This is a genomic window from Synechococcus sp. CC9616 (assembly GCF_000515235.1).
Lineage (GTDB): Bacteria > Cyanobacteriota > Cyanobacteriia > PCC-6307 > Cyanobiaceae > Parasynechococcus.
This window is the reverse complement of the sequence record NZ_KI911558.1, coordinates 2,154,690-2,173,226: the sequence shown is the minus strand read 5'-3', so window position 1 is coordinate 2,173,226 and position 18,537 is coordinate 2,154,690. Positions and strand designations below refer to the sequence as shown.

The following is an 18,537-nucleotide window of genomic DNA, read 5'->3' as shown; positions in this document are numbered from 1 at the left end:
GCCAAACAAAACTGAAGTCTAAAACTCGACTAGCACGCCACGTAAGCCTCAACCTGATCACTGATCCGACGCAAACCAGCCAAACCATCACGCTCAAGGTTACGGACCCGATCACGGCTCATGCCCAGAATCCGCCCAATCCCCGTGAGGCTCATCGGCTCCTCTCCATCCATGCCATACCGCATACGCAGGACCTGTTCCTGAAGATGAGGCAACTGTCCCAACAGGTTGCGTAAATCACCTTTCAAGCAATCCTCTTCGACTTGATCACTCGGGAGGTCACCATCTCCAGAAAGCAGTTCCAGCAATTCGGTGTCGTCACCATCCCCGACCTTCATCTCCAAGCTCACCGGCTGGCGAGCACGGCACATCAGGTCTTTGACGTCATCCTCAGGAAGTTCAACGAACTCAGCAAGTTCAGTGACTGTGGGAGTACGACCCAATTCCTGACTGAGTTCTCGCTGCCCCTTCTTAAGTTTGTTCAACATCTCTGTGATGTGAATCGGGAGGCGGATCGTGCGGCTCTTTTCAGCGATCGCACGCGTGATGCCCTGACGAATCCACCAGTAGGCGTAGGTGGAAAACTTGTAGCCACGAGTGGGATCAAATTTTTCAACACCGCGAACCAGTCCGATCGTTCCCTCCTGAATCAAATCGAGAAGTTCCATATTCCGCTTGGTGTACTTCTTGGCAACACTCACAACGAGCCTGAGGTTCGCAGCAACCATGCGCTCTTTGGCGCGGCGACCATGCTGAAGCTTGCGCTTGAGCTGCAGGTAAGACAATCCCGCTGCCTTGGCCAGCTGATCACGGGTTGGCGATGACCCATCGCGGCTTTCAAGCTCCCCTTCAAGAGCCTCTAAATCCATCAGGTCCTGAACCTGACGCCCAAGGGTGATTTCCTGCTCATGCGTCAGAAGCGGCACTCGTCCGATATCCCGCAAGTAAGAGCGAACCAGGTCAACGTCAACGCTGACGGAACGGGTGGTAGTAGTCGTTGCGGGCTTGGAAGCAACAGCAGTGGCAGGAGCCATGACGCTTCATTGAGTTATGTAAAGAGTACTCCTAAGAAACGTAAACAAGCTCTCAGAAAACAGAAGCTGCCAGAAATTGGGTAGAAATACTCGCTGCCTGCTGGAGCTGGGGAAGATGGGTCAGCAACCACTCAGCCGTTTTCAGATAAATCAGCGTGCCGGCCACGTCCGTGCAGGTGGTGATGAACGGCGTGGACATCAAGGCAGGGTCCAGACCCATCCGATCGAACACAAGAGGGAATGCAGCTCCAGCCGTCGCAGCCAGGGTCGTGATCGCCAAAAGACTGATCCCAACAGAGATGCCCACCAGAGCACTTTCACCTCTCCACCAGGCGAACGGCACGACCAAGAGCATCATCAAAATGCCAAGCAGCGCTCCGGCCATCACTTCACGGCCAACCGCCTTCATAGAACCAAGGGATGAAATGCTCTGGGTGCTTAAGCCTCGGATCACCACGGTTGAACTCTGGGCACCGACGTTGCCGCCGGTTCCCCCCAACAAAGGAATGAAGGCCGCCAGCAACACCACTTTCTGGAGCACGTCTTCATTGGCGGCAATCACCTCAGAGGTGAAGAAGCTGGCCACCACAAGCACTGCAAGCCAAACCACCCGACGGCGCGCCACCGTGAACAGGTTGCTGGAGAAGTAATCGTCTTCATCACCTGCTTGAACAGCACCAGCCGCGTAAAGATCCCGGGTGGCTTCCTGCTCAATCACATCAATCACGTCATCCACCGTGACGATGCCCACCAGACGTTGCTCGAGATCAACAACGGGAACCGCCAGAAAGTCGTAACGCTGAATGGTGCGCGCCACCTTTTCCTGATCCGTATCCGTCTGCACGCTCAGAACATCAGCCGTCATCACGTCCCCAATGCGGGTACCGGGATCAGCGGTGACGAGATCCCGCAGCGAAAGAATTCCGGTTAAGTGCCGTTCAGCATCGGTGACGTAAAGGCTGTAAACCGTTTCGGTATCGCGGGCACGGCGACGAACAATTTCCAGCGCCTCCTGCGCCAGATGATCTTCTTTAAGGTCGATAAACTCAGTCGTCATCAGACGACCTGCGGTTTCAGCCCTGAATCCGAGCAGCTCTGAGGTGACGCGGCGCTCATCGGGACTGAGTTCACTGAGCAGCTGACGAACAACCTTGGCGGGCAGTTCCTCGAACAAGCGAGCCCGATCGTCGGGAGACATCTCCTCGACTACCTCAAGCACCTCGCTGGACCGCAGCTTGCTGAGCAGGCTCTGTTGGGTCGTCGTACCGAGGTATTCATAGACGCTGATCGCCTCGTCCTTGCTCAACAAACGAAAAGCAATCGCCTGGAGCGTCGTTGGCAGATTGGCAATGGCTTCTGCGATATCAACCGGCTGAACCGGTTCCAGCAACATTTTGACAGCGTCGTAATTGCCGACGGCCAGCATCGCTTCAAGCTGACGCGTCACCACATCAGCGAGCATGTGGTGCTCAACGGTGACCCCGGTTGCTACCCCAGAACTTTCAGCCATCGAACCTCAGCTGACGACCAAGTGTATGGGGATTCAGGGCGTTAACCTCTCGCAGAACAGACGACTCAGGACATGGCCATCAGCGTCAGCAACGTGACCGTGACCACCCCCGAAGGCAGCAGCAAGTCCCTGGGTGACTACGCAGGACAGGTCCTGTTAATCGTGAATGTGGCCAGTCGTTGCGGCTTCACCAAGCAGTATTCCGGCCTGCAGGAGTTGCAGAACAGCTACGGAAGCAAAGGTTTAACGGTGCTCGGTTTCCCCTGCAATGACTTTGGCGCTCAGGAACCTGGAACTCTCGACGAGATCAAGACGTTCTGCTCCTCCACTTATGGCGCCAGTTTCGAGCTCTTCGACAAAGTACATGCCATGGGCAACACCACAGAGCCCTTCACCACTCTCAATCAGATGGATCCGGCCGGTGATGTGGCCTGGAATTTCGAGAAATTCCTTGTTGGCCGTGATGGCACAGTGATTGCTCGCTTTAAAAGTGGCATTGCGCCGGAGGATGGCGAACTCACAACCGCGATCGAGGCAGCGCTTGCGGCCTAAGCCATCGACCGATCAGCAAGCCGACTGCACCAGCCGCCAGCCCTAACACCAGCGTCGTGGCAATCAACGTGATGCATTGCCGCCAGTCCCCTGCGGCGAGCGAACGCAGAGCAGCCAAGATCCAGCCGCTGAACGTGGTGAGAGAACCGCAGAACCCAACTCCGATCAACAGCGTTCTTTTCGGAGAGGATTGAAGGCCAACAAGAATACCGAGAACGGCTGCGCCAAAAACGTTGACGAAAAGATTCTGATCATTGATCTGACTCGTGATCTGCCAGCGCAACAGAGCCCCAGGGACAGCGCCGATGGCGACCAGCCGCAACTCATCCAACTCTCGATTGAGGGAGGGTTTTGAATCAGGCATCGTTGAGATAACCGAGGCCATAGCCGGCTGCAGCAGCCATCAAACCCACAACGATGGATGCCAGTGCCAACAATGTTGCCGTTGCAGGACGCCGTGCCTGAAGCTCAGCCAATAGTTCCAGAACAAACGTTGAAAACGTGCTGAGACTCCCGAAAAATCCAACAGCAATCAGCAATGCCAGAGGAGCTTTGGCGTCCTGAGGAACAGCCTCAATCAGCGACAACACCAGACCAAGGGCAAAGCAGGCAATCACATTCACAGCAAACGTGCCCCAATGCTTCTTGGGGACAATTGGCGACCAGCGATTCACCAAAATCAAACGCAACCAGGCACCTGGCACGGCGCCAACACCTACCAGAAGGGCATCAGACCCGGAGCCAGCCACGACGAGACTCCCCTGTCAGTTCGTGAACATGAAGCCAGTCTCGTCCGTCATCTCCAGACCAACGATGCAACAAGCGCAGGGGAGTTCCAGCGGCAAGGCTGCATAAAGCCGGAGCCATTGCCACAGGACTCTGGTGCAGATCAGCTTCAAGGGTGGTGTGCAATGGTCCGCTGCCCTGATAACGACGTCGGATCTGGGGCTGGCAAATCTCACCGCCTCCTGCCGGCAACGTCGCGGGAGCCATCAGAGCGACTCCCAACAACCAACTCCAGCGCAAAACACCTTCAAAGCGAACACCGCCTAATCGAACAGCACCCATCAGATATCAAGGGCTGCCATATCCAGCTCAGCACTGTGGGTCTCGATGAACTCACGGCGAGGGGCCACCTTGTCGCCCATCAAAATGGTGAAAATACGATCTGCCTCAAGGGCATCCTCAATTTCCACGCGTTTCATCATTCGGGTTGAGGGATCCATCGTTGTTTCCCACAATTGCTTCGGCATCATTTCGCCAAGACCCTTGAAGCGCTGGATCGTGTAATTCGCTTTTTCTCCGAACCCATCCAGCGTTTTTTTGAGATCAGATTCGTTATAACAATAAGTGTGATTTTTTCCGCGCTCGACCTTATACAAAGGCGGGCAGGCAATGTAAATGTAGCCTCCTGCAACTAGATCTTTCTGGTATCGATAGAAGAAAGTAAGCAACAGAGTGCGAATATGAGCTCCATCCACATCGGCGTCCGTCATGATCACGACGCGGTGATAGCGAAGATTTTTTGCATCAAAATCCTCACCCTTAATCCCCAAGCCAAGGGCAGTGATTAAGGCCTGGATCTCAGTATTTTTATAAATCTTGGCGTCGTCTGTTTTCTCAATATTGAGAATTTTTCCTCGCAACGGAAGAATAGCTTGAAAGCGCCGGTCGCGGCCCTGCTTGGCAGAACCACCAGCAGAATCACCCTCAACAATGTAGATCTCCGATTCGGATGGATCTCGGGAGCTGCAATCAGCAAGTTTGCCGGGAAGTGTTGAACTTTCCAGAACACTTTTTCTCCGAACAAGCTCTCGGGCACGTCGAGCCGCCTCTGCTGCATTGAAAGCCTGAATCGCCTTTTCAAGAATCAAGCCAATCACCGATGGATTAAATTCCAAGAACTGACAAAGTGCTTCGCCGACCAGATTGTCGACAATGCCGCGAACTTCTGTGTTACCAAGTTTGGTTTTGGTTTGTCCCTCAAACTCCGGTTCGGGTACTTTCACCGACAGCACAGCCGTGAGGCCCTCGCGAATATTCTCTCCGGCCAGATTGGAATCGGCCTCCTTGCGTTTGCCTAACTTCTTGGCGAAAGCATTCAAGGTGCGTGTGAGAACTGTTTTAAGCCCTTCAATATGGGTTCCTCCATCAACAGTGCGGATGTTGTTAGCAAAACCAAGAATGCTGTCGGAGTAAGCGTCTGAACACCACTGCAAGGCAGCCTCAACCTGAACACCATCTTTTTCGGAATTCACATAAATAATCTCTGGATGTAGAGCATCTTTTTCAGAATTCATGTAAGAAACATATTCTTTAATGCCACCCTCATAAAAATAGATCTCTTCATGGGCCTCTCCCTCTGCATTGCGTGCTGCTTCACGTTCGTCCCGAAAAACGATTCGCACCCCACCATTGAGATAAGCGAGTTCGCGCAAGCGAGCGGACAGGGTGGCGTAATCAAAGACAATCCCGACCGTAAAAATTTCGGAATCGGGTTTGAAGCACACCGTCGTACCGGTGCGCTCCTCTTCGCCAGCAGGCAACGACTCCGACAAAAGGGTCCCGATTGGCGCGCCCCGCTCAAACCGTTGGCGATGTACCTGGCCCTGGCGCCGAACGGTGACCTGAACCCACTCACTCAGGGCATTGACCACTGAAACGCCAACACCGTGCAGCCCGCCGGACACCTTGTAGCCACCCGCGCCAAATTTGCCTCCGGCATGCAAGACCGTGAGGACCGTTTCCAGGGCGCTCTTGCCTGTTCTCGAGTGAACGTCGGTGGGGATTCCGCGGCCATTGTCACTAACGGCAGCTGAGCCGTCCTCACCCAGGACGACGAGGATTTCATCGCAGTGTCCGGCAAGAGCCTCATCGACAGAATTGTCGACCACCTCGTAGACGAGATGGTGCAAACCACGGGGACCGGTGGAACCGATGTACATCCCCGGACGCTTGCGGACGGGCTCCAAGCCCTCCAAAACCTGAATCTGTTCAGCGCCGTAGGCGTTCTGAACCTTGGAAGCGTCGCTCATTCAGAAGCTCTTAAGCCAGGAGACAGGGTTCTTTGACGCCTCAAAGCCTTGGAACCTCGACCTGGCAGGCTCAGATTACCACCGGCGGCCCGTGGAGGCACACAGAGGCCTCTGCGGAGATCTTCCCACTCTGGGTGCACCCCTCAAGCGATCCCCATGTCCTGCCAACCCCTGGTGATCGTGCTCCTGGGGCCCACAGCCAGTGGGAAAACAGCTCTGTCTCTGGACATCGCCGAACGGCTGAACATTCCGATCCACAACGTGGACTCGAGACAGCTCTACAGCGGCATGAACATTGGCACGGCCAAACCCACAGCATCCCAACGTGCGCGGGTGACCCACCACCTGTTGGATCTTCGGCGGCCGGATCAACCGATCACGCTTCAGGAATTCAAGAGCGAAGCGGAACGAAGCATCAATGAACAGTTGAAACAACAGGGAATCGCACTCCTGGTCGGGGGAAGCGGCCTTTACCTCAAGGCGATCACAGCAGGACTGAGACCTCCTGCCGTTCCTCCACAACCGCTACTACGAGAACAGCTGTCGCAACTGGGCCAGTCCATCTGCCACTCACTGTTGAGAGCGGCGGATCCAAAAGCCGCAACATCAATTGCGGCAGCCGACACGGTGCGCACGCAAAGGGCACTGGAAGTGGTTTACGCAACCGGGCAACCCATGAGCGAACAAATATCGATGTCACCTCCTCCATGGACCGTGCTGGAGCTTGGATTGAATCCCAGCAAGCTTCAACAGCGGATCCAGCAACGCACGCAGGAGATGTATGGCCATGGCCTCCTGGCTGAAACCCAGGGGCTCGCCGATCGCTATGGAGCACAACTTCCCCTGCTGCAAACGATTGGCTACCGAGAAGCACTTGACACGCTTGCTGGTTCGATCAGCAGACAGCGAGCGATTGAGATCACCAGCCAGCGCACACGGCAATTCGCGAAACGTCAGCGAACCTGGTTTCGGCGCCAGCACAACCCCAACTGGCTGGCTGGCGAAGACCTTCTAAAGGAAGCGATGACACTGATCGAGCGACAACTAAGGTGAAGGATGTGGATCTGTGGGTTGACACAGACGACCACTCCTGTCCCAAACAACATCTGAATGGCTCCACGTCCCCGCTTTGACCGTCGTGCTCCTGTCCGGGAGTTACCCAACATCAATGAGCGCATCAATTACCCGCAGCTGCGGGTCGTTGATTCAGACGGGACTCAACTCGGGGTGATCAGTCGCGAAGAAGCGCTGGACGTCTCAAAGGAGCGCGAACTCGATCTGGTTTTGGTGAGTGAAAAGGCCGACCCACCCGTCTGCCGAATCATGGATTACGGCAAATACAAATTCGAGCAGGAGAAAAAGGCCAAGGAAGCCAAGAAAAAATCGCATCAGACAGAAGTGAAAGAAGTCAAGATGCGATACAAGATCGATCAACACGACTACGACGTCCGCATCGGCCAGGCAGAACGATTCCTCAAAGCCGGCGACAAGGTGAAGTGCACCGTGATTTTTCGAGGTCGCGAAATTCAGCACACCGCCCTGGCTGAAACATTGCTGAGACGAATGGCTAAGGACCTCGAAGAAAAAGCCGAAATTCAGCAAGCTCCAAAGCGTGAAGGACGAAACATGATCATGTTCCTGACACCAAGGAAGACTCCTTTGGTGAAGAAGGAAGAAAAAGAAGCGGCTGCTGCCAAGGCTGTTCGCACCATTCCTTCTCCGCCACGACCAACGGCCGCCAAGCTGGCGTCCAAACCCGGCTAAGCAAGAGAAGAGAAGTCCTCCAACAGCAACTGCCATCCCAGGCTTGAGGCTTTGGAATTGAAACTGCTGCGCATTTCACACATAAATCCGTGGTCAGCCCCCTCAATCTCCTCGAAACGAAAACGATGACCGTTCGGATCCGCTGAACGCAGGCCGGCTCTGATCGCAGCACGTTCCTCGGCGGGAATCAACGGATCTCTTGTGCCGCAAAGACAGGTGAGACGACCCTTGACCTGAGGCAGGAGCTCCAACGACGGTGGCCCTCCGCCCGGGCGCATCCGGCTCACCCCAGCGCCATAAAAATCAAACGTGGACACCACTTGGGGGTGGGTCGCCGCCAGCAAAGCGGCATGACCCCCAAAACAAAACCCCACCACCGTGACGCTCGCCTTGGGACAACGCTGCTGCAACCAGGTGATCGCCAAAGCCACATCCGCCTGGATCTGATCCGCTGTAGTGGCGTCTTTATGTCTTCTGCCCTCCAGCAAGTCCGCCGGCTCGTAACCAAGATCAAGAGCGGGGGCCGTGCGGGCAAACAACGGCATCGCAAGAGCCTGAACACCAGCCTCGGCGATGCGCTCCGCGACGCTTCGCACCCAGAGATTGACGCCGAAAACCTCAGGCAGCACGAGAACAACACGTTCCCGTACATTTTTTGATACGTCAACGTGCTTTTGATGGTCAACGTCGGCCCACCAGCTGCGCAGTGGAACATCGCCTCCGAGCACCTGAACCCAGTTGCCACGAGGAGAGTTGGAAATTGTCACAGGTTCACGGGACACCCAACCAATTGTCACCAGGCGATTCGCTCCTTAGGGTGGCCGCATTCCAACCCGGCCTACCGGCGTGCGATTCCACATCCAGCAGGAAAGCGACATTCCGGCGTCGACCCAGCTGTACAACCAGATCTGCTTCGCGATTGCAGCGCGGCACTACCCCCCTGGGCACCGATTGCCCAGCACCCGTCAGCTGGCGATGCAGACCGGCCTGCATCGCAACACGATCAGCAAGGTGTATCGCCAACTGGAAACCGATGGCGTCGTGGAAGCGATGGCCGGCTCTGGGATCTATGTACGCGACCAGCAGAAGCCCCGAGAAATCCGAACACCCCCCCACATCAGGAATCGAGGGGTCACCGATCTTGATCGCGAGGTTCGTAAATGCGTCGACGGGCTGCTCAACGCCGGCTGCACCCTGCAGCAAACCCGCGAAATGCTCACCCGTGAGATCGACTGGCGCCTGCGCTGTGGAGCCAGGGTTCTCGTGAGCACTCCCCGCGAAGACATCGGAGCGTCGATGTTGATCGCCGAGGAATTGGAGCCCAGCCTGGACGTTCCTGTCGAAGTGGTGCCGATGGAGGAGCTGGAAAGCGTGCTGGAGAGCTCCAGCAATGGAACCGTCGTCACCAGTCGCTATTTTCTCCAACCCGTCGAGGAGCTCGCCAAGGCCCATGGCGTGAGAGCCGTTGCTGTGGATCTGAATGACTTCCGCCAGGAACTGGCGATGCTCAAGGAGCTGCGGCCGGGCAGCTGTGTTGGCCTTGTGAGCATCAGCCCCGGCATTCTCCGAGCTGCTGAAGTGATCCTGCACTCCATGCGCGGCAATGAACTGCTGCTGATGACCGCGACACCGGATGTTGGCAGTCGCCTTCTGGCCTTGTTGAGGGCCTCCAGCCACGTCCTCTGTGATCGCCCGAGTCTGCCCCTGGTTGAACAGAGCCTGCGCCAGAACCGATCCCAACTGATGCGGATGCCCCAGGTGCATTGCGCTGAGAGCTACCTCAGCGTCGATACGATTGAGCAACTCCGTAAGGAGATCGGTTTGCAAACCCCGGCTGCTAGTTGACGCCAACGCGATGCTTGATCACCTCCGCGCCGATCTGGCGATTATCCGCGAGCGTGATCCGGCTGCCCGCGGCTTGCTGGAGATTCTGTTTTGTTATCCGGGATTCCATGCCATCAGCCTGCACCGCCTCAGCCACAGGTTGTGGAGATCAAGACTGCCCCTCAAACTGTTGGCTCGCTGCCTCAGTCAGCTGGGGAGGGGACTGACGGGGATTGAAATCCACCCAGGAGCCAGGATCGGAACAAGCGTGTTTATCGACCACGGCATGGGGGTGGTGATCGGTGAAACCGCGGAAATCGGTCACCGCTGCCTGCTGTATCAGGGAGTCACTCTGGGCGGAACGGGCAAGGAATCAGGCAAGCGACACCCAACCCTCGCGGAAAACGTCGTCGTGGGAGCAGGAGCCAAGGTGCTGGGCGCCATCAACGTGGGACCCAACACACGCATTGGTGCTGGATCCGTGGTCGTGCGCGATGTGGAAGCCGATTGCACCGTGGTGGGCATCCCCGGCCGCGTGATCCATCAGAGCGGCGTACGCATCAATCCCCTGGCCCACTCGGCACTGCCGGATGCGGAAGCCAATGTGATCCGCAATCTGATGCAACGCATTGATGATCTGGAAAACACGGTGATCAATTTGCAGCGTTGCCTGAAGGAAGTGGCAGCTGGACGGCAGCTGCGCGATGTCTGCGCCGGAGAATCTCAAAGCCTGAAAGATCGAGAAATTCTGCAATTCCTAGGCGACACGGAATGATCATTGACCACAGCCTGAGGCTGGTGTTCCTGCACGTTCCGAAATGTGCTGGAACCAACCTGCGGCAGGCGTTTCTCGAGGCTGCCGAGGGACGGGATGTGGTGAGCCTGTTCGATTTCAGCTTCAGCCAGGTTCTGCAACGCCAGGTGGATCTCGCCCACCTTCCCTTGATGGATCTGCGTCATTTCCCGGAGTGGCGCTTCCTCAAGCGCTACCGGGTGATCGCCTGCATCCGTCACCCCTATGAGCGTCTGGCCTCGGCCTGCCGTGAATACCTGCGCCAGAAGAGCCGCAACACCGAGATGCAGGTACGCAGCCACCCCCCCAGCCGGGAGCAACTGCTGGCTTACCTACGCCGGCTTCCCGATGCGCTGGAGGCCCACGATCTGCGCTATGTGCACGGCTTCCCAATCACCTGGTTCACCCACTACGGCGAAGCGGCGATGGTGGATCACCTATTGCACTGCGATCAACTGGCCAACAGCGTTGCTGAGCTCAACGCAAATCTGAACCTGCCCACCAGCCTCAAGGGCCAACTGGAACGCATTGCTGCTGGGGAGGGACGCCGGCCGGCCGCTGATCTAGTCGAACTGACTCAGGACCCTGATCTCCGGGCCATGGCCCACCTGCTGCATCGCGATGACTTCCGCACCTTCGGCTTCGACCGCACACCGGCAGCCTTCACAGATTCAGAACTGGGGGAGCGCATGCAGGCCTGTCAGGCGATCAGCGAGTCCCATGCACTGCCGCTGACCAGCCTGACGCCCCAGATGCGCTGGTACTACGGCCGCAGCAGCACCAGACACGATCGGGTGCTGACGGCCACGCGACGCAGAGGAGGTCGGTGATGACCGTGGTTCTCACCCTGCTCTGCCGAGATGAGGCAGACATCCTCGAGAGCACGCTGCGCTTCCACTTCGATAAGGGGGTCGATCGATCATCGCCACCGACAACGGTTCGGTGGACGGCAGCCTGGAGATCCTGCAGCGGTATGAACAGCGCGGTCGCCTGCGGCTGCTGCAGGAGCCTGACCACACCCACGACCAGGCCGTCTGGGTGACCCGCATGGCACGTATGGCCGCCCGAGAGTTCAACGCCAACTGGGTGATCAACGGCGATGCCGATGAATTCTGGTACCCAATGAGGGGATCCCTTCAGGCCACATTGATGGCGATCCCCGAGGAAATAAAGGCGATCAGCGTTGATCGCAGCAACTTCCTGCCGCCGCCTCGGGATGCCGAAGATCAACGCCCCTTCCACGAGCGCCAAACCCTGCGAGAGCGCCAATCCTGCAACAGCCTTGGTGAGCCGCTACCCCCAAAGGTGATCCACCGCGCCCACCCCAGGGTGGAGATCAGCGACGGAAACCACAGCGCCAGCGTTAATGGCAAACCCCTGCCAGCACCGGCCAGCGAGGAGCTCGAAATCCTGCACCTGCCGATCCGCAGCTACCAGCAGTTCGAGCGCAAGATCCGGCAGGGAGCCGAAGCGCTGGAGCGCAACGAACGCCTGGATCCAGGCATCGGCCACAGTTGGCGCAGCTTGTACCGCAACCATCTGCGGGCCGGGACTCTGCCTCAGTACTACGACGGCCTGCGGCCGGATGCGCAAAGCCTGGCTGCCCAGCTGGCCAGTGGCGCGCTGATCGAGGACACCCGTCTTCAGCAAGCCCTGCAAGCCCGCCCCTGGTGGCGCTTGTGGTGAGTCCTTTGCAAGCGCGGGTCGCAGTGATCACGCCGTACTACAAAGAGCCTCTGGCCGTACTGGACCAGTGCCACCAGAGCGTGCTGAGCCAGACCATTCCCTGCCTGCATGTACTGGTGGCCGACGGCCATCCCCGACCTCGGATCAACCAGTGGAGCGCCGAACATGTGCGACTGCCGCGCAGCCATGGCGACATCGGCTCCACACCGCGTCTTATCGGCAGTTATCACGCCATAGGCCTTGGCGTGGACGTGGTGACCTTTCTCGATGCCGATAACTGGTACGCCCCGAACCACATTGCAAGCGCCCTGGCAGCGATGGAACAATCAGGTGCTGCGGTGGTCTCCACCAGTCGCACCCTGTGCCGCCTGGATGGAAGCGTGATGGGCCCCTGCCCCATAACCGATCCGGAGCAGTTCGTGGATACCAACGCCTTGGTGTTCGGCCGCGCAGCCTTTCCGCTGCTGCACCACTGGGTGCTGATGCCGGAGTACGGCCACCTGATCGGCGACAGAATCATGCTGCACCACATCAAAGCCTCCGGGCTGCCCCGTCAGCATCTGAACCAGGGCTCGGTGTTCTACCGCTGCAGCAAGGAGGGGCTGTACCGACAGTTGGGAGAAGCTGTTCCAGATGGGGTCCAGCCTCGACCCGACTACGACGCTTCATTCAAAAAATGGGAACTTGACCACAATCAAACATTGTTATGACTTTTAAAATCTTCAAATTTTATACAAGGAATGCATGAAGTTTCGTATTGTATCTGCCCATTTCGGCTCAAAAAAACCTTGGGACATCACACCTCAATCTAAACATAATTTTTCCTTCAAATATTATGATGACAACAATACGCATAGCAGAGAGATGGCCATGCATACAAGGTTGAAATCAAAAATACCCAAAATGCTCGAATGGCGCTTTCACAAAGCCGACTGGTATATCTGGATGGATTCATCTATCAGAATCAATCCACAGAGCGACTTGCCGGAAGAAGTCCTTAAAACATCTCAAGGGGCACCATTATGTTTGTTCAAGCATCCATCGCTCCACACCATTGAAGAAGAAGCTCAAGTTATTACTCGAAAAACCAGACCTGATCTACCCTACTTCTATGAACGTTTTAAGGGCGAACCGATCAATCAACAAATCAATAGCTACCTTGCAGACTCAAATTTTAACGACAATGCACTTTTTCAGATGACCTTTTTTGCATATCACTACTCAGCGCGCTACTTGATGCAAGAATGGTTTCTTCAGAATTGTATATTCACGATAAAAGATCAACTCTCATTCCCCTACGTCTTGACAAAATCAAAATTAAAATATTCACTATTTTCCGGAAGCGTCGCCAACAATCATATGTTCAAATGGGATTGGAAATCGAGAGAGCAACTGCCTAGAAGATAGTAATATTTAAAAAACTATTTTGACGTGGATGGCTGGAACATAAACATCGAATAGATCACATTTCGGCGCATGTTGGTCATCATTTCCAGGAACATATCGTAACCCTCGTTTTTATACTCAATCAACGGGTCTTTCTGGCCGTAACCGCGCAAACCCACCGACTCGCGCAAGGCATCCATGGCCTGCAGATGTTCACGCCAAAGCGTATCGATCTGTTGAAGGATGAAGAAACGCTCCGCTTCACGCATCAGGCCGGGGCGCTGCTGTTCGATCTGGCCCTCCTTGAGGTCGTAGGCATTGCGCAACTGTTCCTGCAGGAATGCCTTCAGCTCCTCGATGCCGAGCCCATGCACCTGATCAGAGTTGAGATCGTCCAGCAGATATATGAACTCCTTCACCTTGCCCACCAGCTGATCGAGATCCCATTCCTCCGGAGGCAGATCGGGATTCACATAGGCCTCCACGATCTCATTCATCGTGCGTTCGCCATAACCGATCACCTGTTTTTTCAAGGCTCTGCCGTCCAGCACCCGGCGCCGCTCTGAGTAGACCGCCCGGCGCTGATTGTTCATCACCTCGTCGTACTCGAACACCTGTTTGCGGATGTCGTAGTAGTACGTCTCAACCTTTTTCTGAGCCCCTTCCAGGGAGCGCGTCAACATGCCGGACTCGATTGGCATGTCCTCCTCCACCCGGAAAGCATTCATCAAACCGGCGACGCGATCTCCCCCGAAAATTCGCAAGAGGTTGTCGCCTAGCGACAGGAAGAATCGGGTCGACCCAGGATCACCCTGACGCCCGGCCCGGCCCCGCAGCTGGTTATCGACCCTGCGGGATTCATGCCGTTCGGTGCCGATCACATGCAGGCCACCTGCCTCACGCACCCGTTCCTCCTCCTGTTTGACCACAGCGTCGTATTCCGCTTTCACCCGGGCGATCGCCTCTCTCAGGGCCTGGATCTCTGCATCCTGGGTGGGCGCTTTCTCAGCGGCAGTGGCGATGCGCTCTTCCAGTTCAATTACCGAAAGCGCTCGATCTCCCCAGGCCTTCACCAGATCGCGCGCCAGCGCACCCAGGGCCTGATCGGTGTCATCCGCCAGCTGACAGGGGAAAAGACTGTCGCTGACACGGGCTGGGGCGATCGCTGCTGGGGCGTCTGCAAAACCGGCAGCGGCGCTGCGTTGCAGCGGAACAGGCGGCTTGTGGCCCTCTTCCGGGAGAACCAGACGAGGGAGCAACACTTCCCGCAGCTTGAGACGAGCCATGTAATCGCTGTTGCCACCGAGAATGATGTCGGTGCCACGCCCAGCCATGTTGGTGGCGATGGTCACTGCACCAGCTCGGCCGGCCTGGGCAACGATCTCCGACTCCCTCTCGACGTTCTCGGGCTTAGCGTTGAGCAGATTGTGGGGGACGTCCTGCTCAGCCAAGAGCGAACTGAGCAGCTCACTTTTTTCAACAGACGTGGTCCCCACCAAAACGGGCCGACCCTTCTTGTGAATCTCAGCGGTTTCACTGGCTACCGCGCGCCACTTGGCCGTTTCGGTTTTATAAACCTGATCGGCCCAGTCCTGGCGCGCCCGCACGCGGTTGGTGGGAACGATCGTGGTTTGCAGTTTGTAAGTCTTCTCGAACTCCACTTCCTCCGTCTTGGCGGTGCCGGTCATACCGGCCAGACGTGGATAGAGCAGGAAGAAGTTCTGATACGTGATGGAGGCGAGGGTCTGGGTTTCCGGCTGAATCGGCAAGGCTTCCTTGGCCTCGATCGCCTGGTGCTGACCATCACTCCATCGGCGCCCGGGCATCACCCGACCGGTGAATTCATCCACAATCACGGCCTCGCCATCGCGAACGATGTAGTTCACATCCTTCGTGAACAGCTCCTTCGCCTTGAGTGCATTGGTGATGTAGTGCGCCCATGGGTCCTGAGGATCGAACAGATCCTGCACTCCAAGCATCTGCTCGGCCTTGGCGTAACCCTCATCGGTGAGTGTGCAGCTGCGTTGCTTCTCATCCACCTCGTAATCACCCTCCGGGTCAATCCCGTCCTTGCCCATCTCCGCGGAGCGCTCGAGAGCCTCGGCGACCTGGGAAGCCTGCTGATACTTCTCCTGGGGACGCTCCACCTGTCCAGAGATAATCAGCGGCGTACGGGCCTCATCGATCAGGATCGAATCGACCTCGTCGATCACGCAGTACTGGAACTGACGCTGCACCACCTCCGAAATACTGGCAGCCATATTGTCCCGCAGGTAATCGAACCCCAGCTCTGAGTTGGTGGCATAGGTGATGTCACAGCCGTAGTTGCGGCGGCGCTCCTCAGGACGCATATCCTGCTGGATGAGACCGACAGACAGGCCGAGAAAACGGTGGACCTGCCCCATCCACTCGGCATCACGACGTGCCAGATAGTCGTTCACCGTCACCACGTGAACGCCTCGCCCCGTCAGGGCATTCAGAAAACTCGGCAAGGTGGCCACCAGCGTTTTTCCTTCGCCGGTTTTCATCTCAGCGATCTGGCCCTCGTGCAGCACCATGCCGCCGATCAACTGAACGTCGAAATGGCGCATGCCCAGCACCCTCTTGCCGGCTTCCCGAACAATGGCGAAGGCCTCAGGGAGGATCTCGTCCAGCACAGGACGCTGGTTCTCCAAGGTGCCTGCATTTGCCAACCGCTCCCGGAACCCAAGTGTTCTTGAGCGCAGATCGTCGTCGCTGAGGGGTGCAATGTCCTCTTCCAGGACGTTGACATCAGTCACAATCGGCTGGTAGCGCTTCAGCTTGCGGGCATTGGGATCACCCAGCAGGAGCTTGAGCATGGTGACGGCAACTACCAAAATCGTGATGGCAGCCTACTGAGGCCGTTTCACCCGAACGCGCATGACCGAGAAAAGCCATCTTCCCCACTTCCTCGGCCTTGGCACCCAGAAGGGCGGAACCACCACGCTGCATCAGCTGCTGGCATCACACCCACAGGTGTTTTTGCCTGCATGCAAGGAAGTGCATTATTTCGATCTAAATCACAAGCGACCAGTCGAGTGGTACGCACACCACTTCGATAAAGCTGGTAAAGATCAACACTGTGGGGAAATCACCCCATTTTATCTGTACCACCCCGAGGCGCCGAGGAGAATCAAAGCATTGCTACCAAACGTGAAGCTGATCGTTTTGCTCAGGGACCCAGTGGAAAGGGCACTCTCTCAGGTATTCCATGCCCGCAAACGGGGGTTTGAGAGGTTGGAGCCTGCAGATGCGTTAAAGGCTGAGTGTAAACGGCTAGCAACAAAAGATCCCTATAGTCTGCAAAAACACAGCTATCTAAGTCGCAGTCTTTATCTCGAGCAACTAGATCGATACGAGGCACTGTTCCCCTCTGAACAGTTGTTGGTCATGAAAAGCGAGACATTCTTTGAGGACCCCAGTGGTAGTTGGGATAACTTGCAGAGCTTCCTCGAATTACAGCCTCAGAAGTATCAAACAAACATGGCAAAGGCGAATGCGGGCGAGCCGGAGGGAAAAACTATTGATCAGTTATTACGTGATATTCTACGAAAAAAATTGTTAGCCACTGCCATTGGCGTACAAAAACGCTATGGATTTGGCTGGGATTGGGCAAACAAATTGAAATAGTTTCAGCAAACGGCATGCTTTAAAACATTAAAAATCGCCAGACAGGCCTATAAATACAATGAATTATTGAATAGAATCAAGACCGCTACGATGAACATGCAACTCGCAATAAATTTCTGGTGGGACAAAAGCATATGTTCAAACATTAGGAAAATATAAAACATTATTAAAATTAACACGATAAGCAGTTATCCAAAAAATCGTGAAAGCGCTCGATGCAGAGAATAAGTTAATAAATTAATTATCTAACGATTCCTGCAAATGCGGCATCGACACTACGCTTCATGGCATCAAAACTATAGGTTTTTCGTACAGATTTAGAACAAAGTAGTAAATTTTTGAAGACAGAATTTGGATCTGCATTAAATTGATCAATAAAAGACTTGATAGCCGAAAGGAACCCAAGCCAATCACCAACCATGATCTCATTGGATGCATTAAAAGAAGATGAGTGTCTAAATAGTTCACGACCGCCTAAGCCCGAATACCCAATTACATAACATCCGCAAGATAAAGCCTCAGCCACCGGCAAGCCAAATCCTTCGGGATGTCCAAATGATAGAAAGATCAGAGAATCCTTCATGAGCTTGGAAACCTGATCTTGCGTACAGTTTGTAATTGGGCAAACAGACCAGCCCTTAAACCAGGAATGACGCTTAAGCAAAGATATAACAGCCTTACAATCATGGGAATTCTTTCTTGGCATAAAAGCTACCTGAAGCTTCTTACGCTTATGTGGAAAAAATAGATTACTTTCTACTGCATTAATAATCAAACCTACACGCGATTCGGCCAGACCGAAGGCAGAACGAAGAAATAGCTGATCAGAACGAGAAACACATAAAATCTTGGAGATTAAATCCGAGTGATACAAACTAACAATATTATCTGGCGACGGAAAAACGTTATCTGGAAAACTTGGCGTGCCGAAGCTGTAGGATACATTTTGATTAAATATTACCTTACATAAGTCGTCTCGTAACAATAAAGGTGAATTGATGAATGTCTCAGGCAAAATTAGAACATCTTCAATTGACGTAAATCCACCTCTGTTCAACCATTTGTCATAGGAAATGGTTGGCAATTTACTACTAAACCAACCTGGGTGAAAATTTGCATCTTCTTGAATAAGTGTAGCTTGATAACCCAATTCCTCAATAACCTCCCCTAACCTATGCATCTGCTTTACACCTCCCAGAGGCCGAGTTACGTCCTGATGCAAGCCTAACCAAAATCGTCTCATTGAAAGCAATCCAGAGAATGAGGTGATAAAGTCAATAGATTAAAATAATTCAAATCTTA

Annotated in this window: 19 protein-coding genes; 10 read left to right on the top strand and 9 right to left on the bottom strand. The window is 55.1% G+C overall.

The features are described from left to right. Nucleotides 1-29: 29 nt before the first annotated feature. Nucleotides 30-1,034, bottom strand: a complete 1,005-nt coding sequence (locus tag SYN9616_RS0112290) for an RpoD/SigA family RNA polymerase sigma factor (RefSeq protein ID WP_028953351.1) — start codon at nt 1,032-1,034, stop codon at nt 30-32. 52 nt (nt 1,035-1,086) lie between these two features. Continuing rightward, nucleotides 1,087-2,544: a magnesium transporter gene (mgtE, locus tag SYN9616_RS0112285; RefSeq protein ID WP_028953350.1), complete on the bottom strand. Its 1,458-nt coding sequence runs from the start codon at nt 2,542-2,544 to the stop codon at nt 1,087-1,089. A gap of 72 nt (nt 2,545-2,616) precedes the next feature. Between mgtE and SYN9616_RS0112280 the strand changes: the two genes are divergently transcribed. After that, nucleotides 2,617-3,096 carry a glutathione peroxidase gene (locus SYN9616_RS0112280; RefSeq protein ID WP_028953349.1) on the top strand — a complete coding sequence of 160 codons (480 nt, stop codon included), beginning with the start codon at nt 2,617-2,619 and terminating at the stop codon, nt 3,094-3,096. Here SYN9616_RS0112280 and SYN9616_RS0112275 read toward each other — a convergent pair. Genes SYN9616_RS0112275 through gyrB form a run of 4 tightly spaced genes read right to left on the bottom strand, consistent with a single transcriptional unit; the run spans nt 3,062 to nt 6,131 of the window. Continuing rightward, nucleotides 3,062-3,460, bottom strand: a complete 399-nt coding sequence (locus SYN9616_RS0112275; protein ID WP_028953348.1) for a CrcB family protein — start codon at nt 3,458-3,460, stop codon at nt 3,062-3,064. The genes SYN9616_RS0112280 and SYN9616_RS0112275 overlap by 35 nt on opposite strands. Further along, nucleotides 3,453-3,845 carry a CrcB family protein gene (locus SYN9616_RS0112270; protein WP_028953347.1) on the bottom strand — a complete coding sequence of 131 codons (393 nt, stop codon included), beginning with the start codon at nt 3,843-3,845 and terminating at the stop codon, nt 3,453-3,455. Before SYN9616_RS0112270 ends, SYN9616_RS0112275 begins: the two co-directional genes overlap by 8 nt. Beyond that, a complete protein-coding gene (locus SYN9616_RS0112265) occupies nt 3,826-4,164 on the bottom strand; it encodes a hypothetical protein (protein ID WP_051411040.1) in 339 nt (112 codons plus the stop codon). The genes SYN9616_RS0112270 and SYN9616_RS0112265 overlap by 20 nt, the downstream gene beginning before the upstream one ends. Beyond that, complete coding sequence (gene gyrB, locus SYN9616_RS0112260) at nt 4,164-6,131, bottom strand: DNA topoisomerase (ATP-hydrolyzing) subunit B (RefSeq protein ID WP_028953345.1); 1,968 nt, start codon at nt 6,129-6,131, stop codon at nt 4,164-4,166. Before gyrB ends, SYN9616_RS0112265 begins: the two co-directional genes overlap by 1 nt. 156 nt (nt 6,132-6,287) lie before the next feature. On the opposite strand from gyrB, the gene miaA reads away from it, so the two are divergent. Both miaA and infC read left to right on the top strand, forming a co-directional pair. Beyond that, nucleotides 6,288-7,184 carry a tRNA (adenosine(37)-N6)-dimethylallyltransferase MiaA gene (miaA, locus tag SYN9616_RS0112255; RefSeq protein WP_037991023.1) on the top strand — a complete coding sequence of 299 codons (897 nt, stop codon included), beginning with the start codon at nt 6,288-6,290 and terminating at the stop codon, nt 7,182-7,184. Between the two features lie 57 nt (nt 7,185-7,241). Then, nucleotides 7,242-7,895, top strand: coding sequence for a translation initiation factor IF-3 (gene infC / locus SYN9616_RS0112250; protein ID WP_028953343.1), 654 nt, complete (start codon nt 7,242-7,244; stop codon nt 7,893-7,895). Here the strand turns inward: infC and SYN9616_RS0112245 are convergent. Beyond that, on the bottom strand, nt 7,892-8,662 hold the full coding sequence (locus SYN9616_RS0112245) for a dienelactone hydrolase family protein (protein ID WP_037991022.1): 771 nt from the start codon (nt 8,660-8,662) through the stop codon (nt 7,892-7,894). The two genes, infC and SYN9616_RS0112245, sit on opposite strands and share 4 nt — an antisense overlap. Nucleotides 8,663-8,741: 79 nt before the next feature. Between SYN9616_RS0112245 and SYN9616_RS0112240 the strand changes: the two genes are divergently transcribed. The 6 genes from SYN9616_RS0112240 (at nt 8,742) to SYN9616_RS0112215 (ending at nt 13,605) form a co-directional block, all read left to right on the top strand. Next, nucleotides 8,742-9,740 carry a GntR family transcriptional regulator gene (locus SYN9616_RS0112240; RefSeq protein ID WP_028953341.1) on the top strand — a complete coding sequence of 333 codons (999 nt, stop codon included), beginning with the start codon at nt 8,742-8,744 and terminating at the stop codon, nt 9,738-9,740. A gap of 10 nt (nt 9,741-9,750) precedes the next feature. Continuing rightward, nucleotides 9,751-10,494 (top strand): serine O-acetyltransferase, encoded by a 744-nt coding sequence (cysE, locus tag SYN9616_RS0112235; protein ID WP_028953340.1) that lies wholly within the window; start codon nt 9,751-9,753, stop codon nt 10,492-10,494. Continuing rightward, nucleotides 10,491-11,342: a sulfotransferase family 2 domain-containing protein gene (locus SYN9616_RS0112230; protein ID WP_028953339.1), complete on the top strand. Its 852-nt coding sequence runs from the start codon at nt 10,491-10,493 to the stop codon at nt 11,340-11,342. The genes cysE and SYN9616_RS0112230 overlap by 4 nt, the downstream gene beginning before the upstream one ends. A gap of 88 nt (nt 11,343-11,430) precedes the next feature. After that, entirely contained in the window at nt 11,431-12,198 is a 768-nt protein-coding gene (locus SYN9616_RS0112225) for a glycosyltransferase family 2 protein (RefSeq protein WP_084218355.1), read from the top strand. Beyond that, nucleotides 12,195-12,908, top strand: a complete 714-nt coding sequence (locus tag SYN9616_RS15810; RefSeq protein WP_198015182.1) for a glycosyltransferase — start codon at nt 12,195-12,197, stop codon at nt 12,906-12,908. The genes SYN9616_RS0112225 and SYN9616_RS15810 overlap by 4 nt, the downstream gene beginning before the upstream one ends. 34 nt (nt 12,909-12,942) lie before the next feature. Further along, nucleotides 12,943-13,605 carry a glycosyltransferase domain-containing protein gene (locus SYN9616_RS0112215; RefSeq protein WP_037991020.1) on the top strand — a complete coding sequence of 221 codons (663 nt, stop codon included), beginning with the start codon at nt 12,943-12,945 and terminating at the stop codon, nt 13,603-13,605. A gap of 14 nt (nt 13,606-13,619) precedes the next feature. Here SYN9616_RS0112215 and secA read toward each other — a convergent pair whose 3' ends face one another. After that, nucleotides 13,620-16,424, bottom strand: coding sequence for a preprotein translocase subunit SecA (gene secA / locus SYN9616_RS0112210; protein WP_028953336.1), 2,805 nt, complete (start codon nt 16,422-16,424; stop codon nt 13,620-13,622). A 61-nt stretch (nt 16,425-16,485) separates the two neighbouring features. Between secA and SYN9616_RS15805 the strand changes: the two genes are divergently transcribed. Continuing rightward, a complete protein-coding gene (locus tag SYN9616_RS15805; RefSeq protein ID WP_051411037.1) occupies nt 16,486-17,235 on the top strand; it encodes a sulfotransferase in 750 nt (249 codons plus the stop codon). A 241-nt stretch (nt 17,236-17,476) separates the two neighbouring features. Here the strand turns inward: SYN9616_RS15805 and SYN9616_RS17445 are convergent, their stop codons facing one another. Next, on the bottom strand, nt 17,477-18,478 hold the full coding sequence (locus SYN9616_RS17445; protein ID WP_156918808.1) for a glycosyltransferase: 1,002 nt from the start codon (nt 18,476-18,478) through the stop codon (nt 17,477-17,479). Between the last annotated feature and the right edge of the window lie 59 nt (nt 18,479-18,537).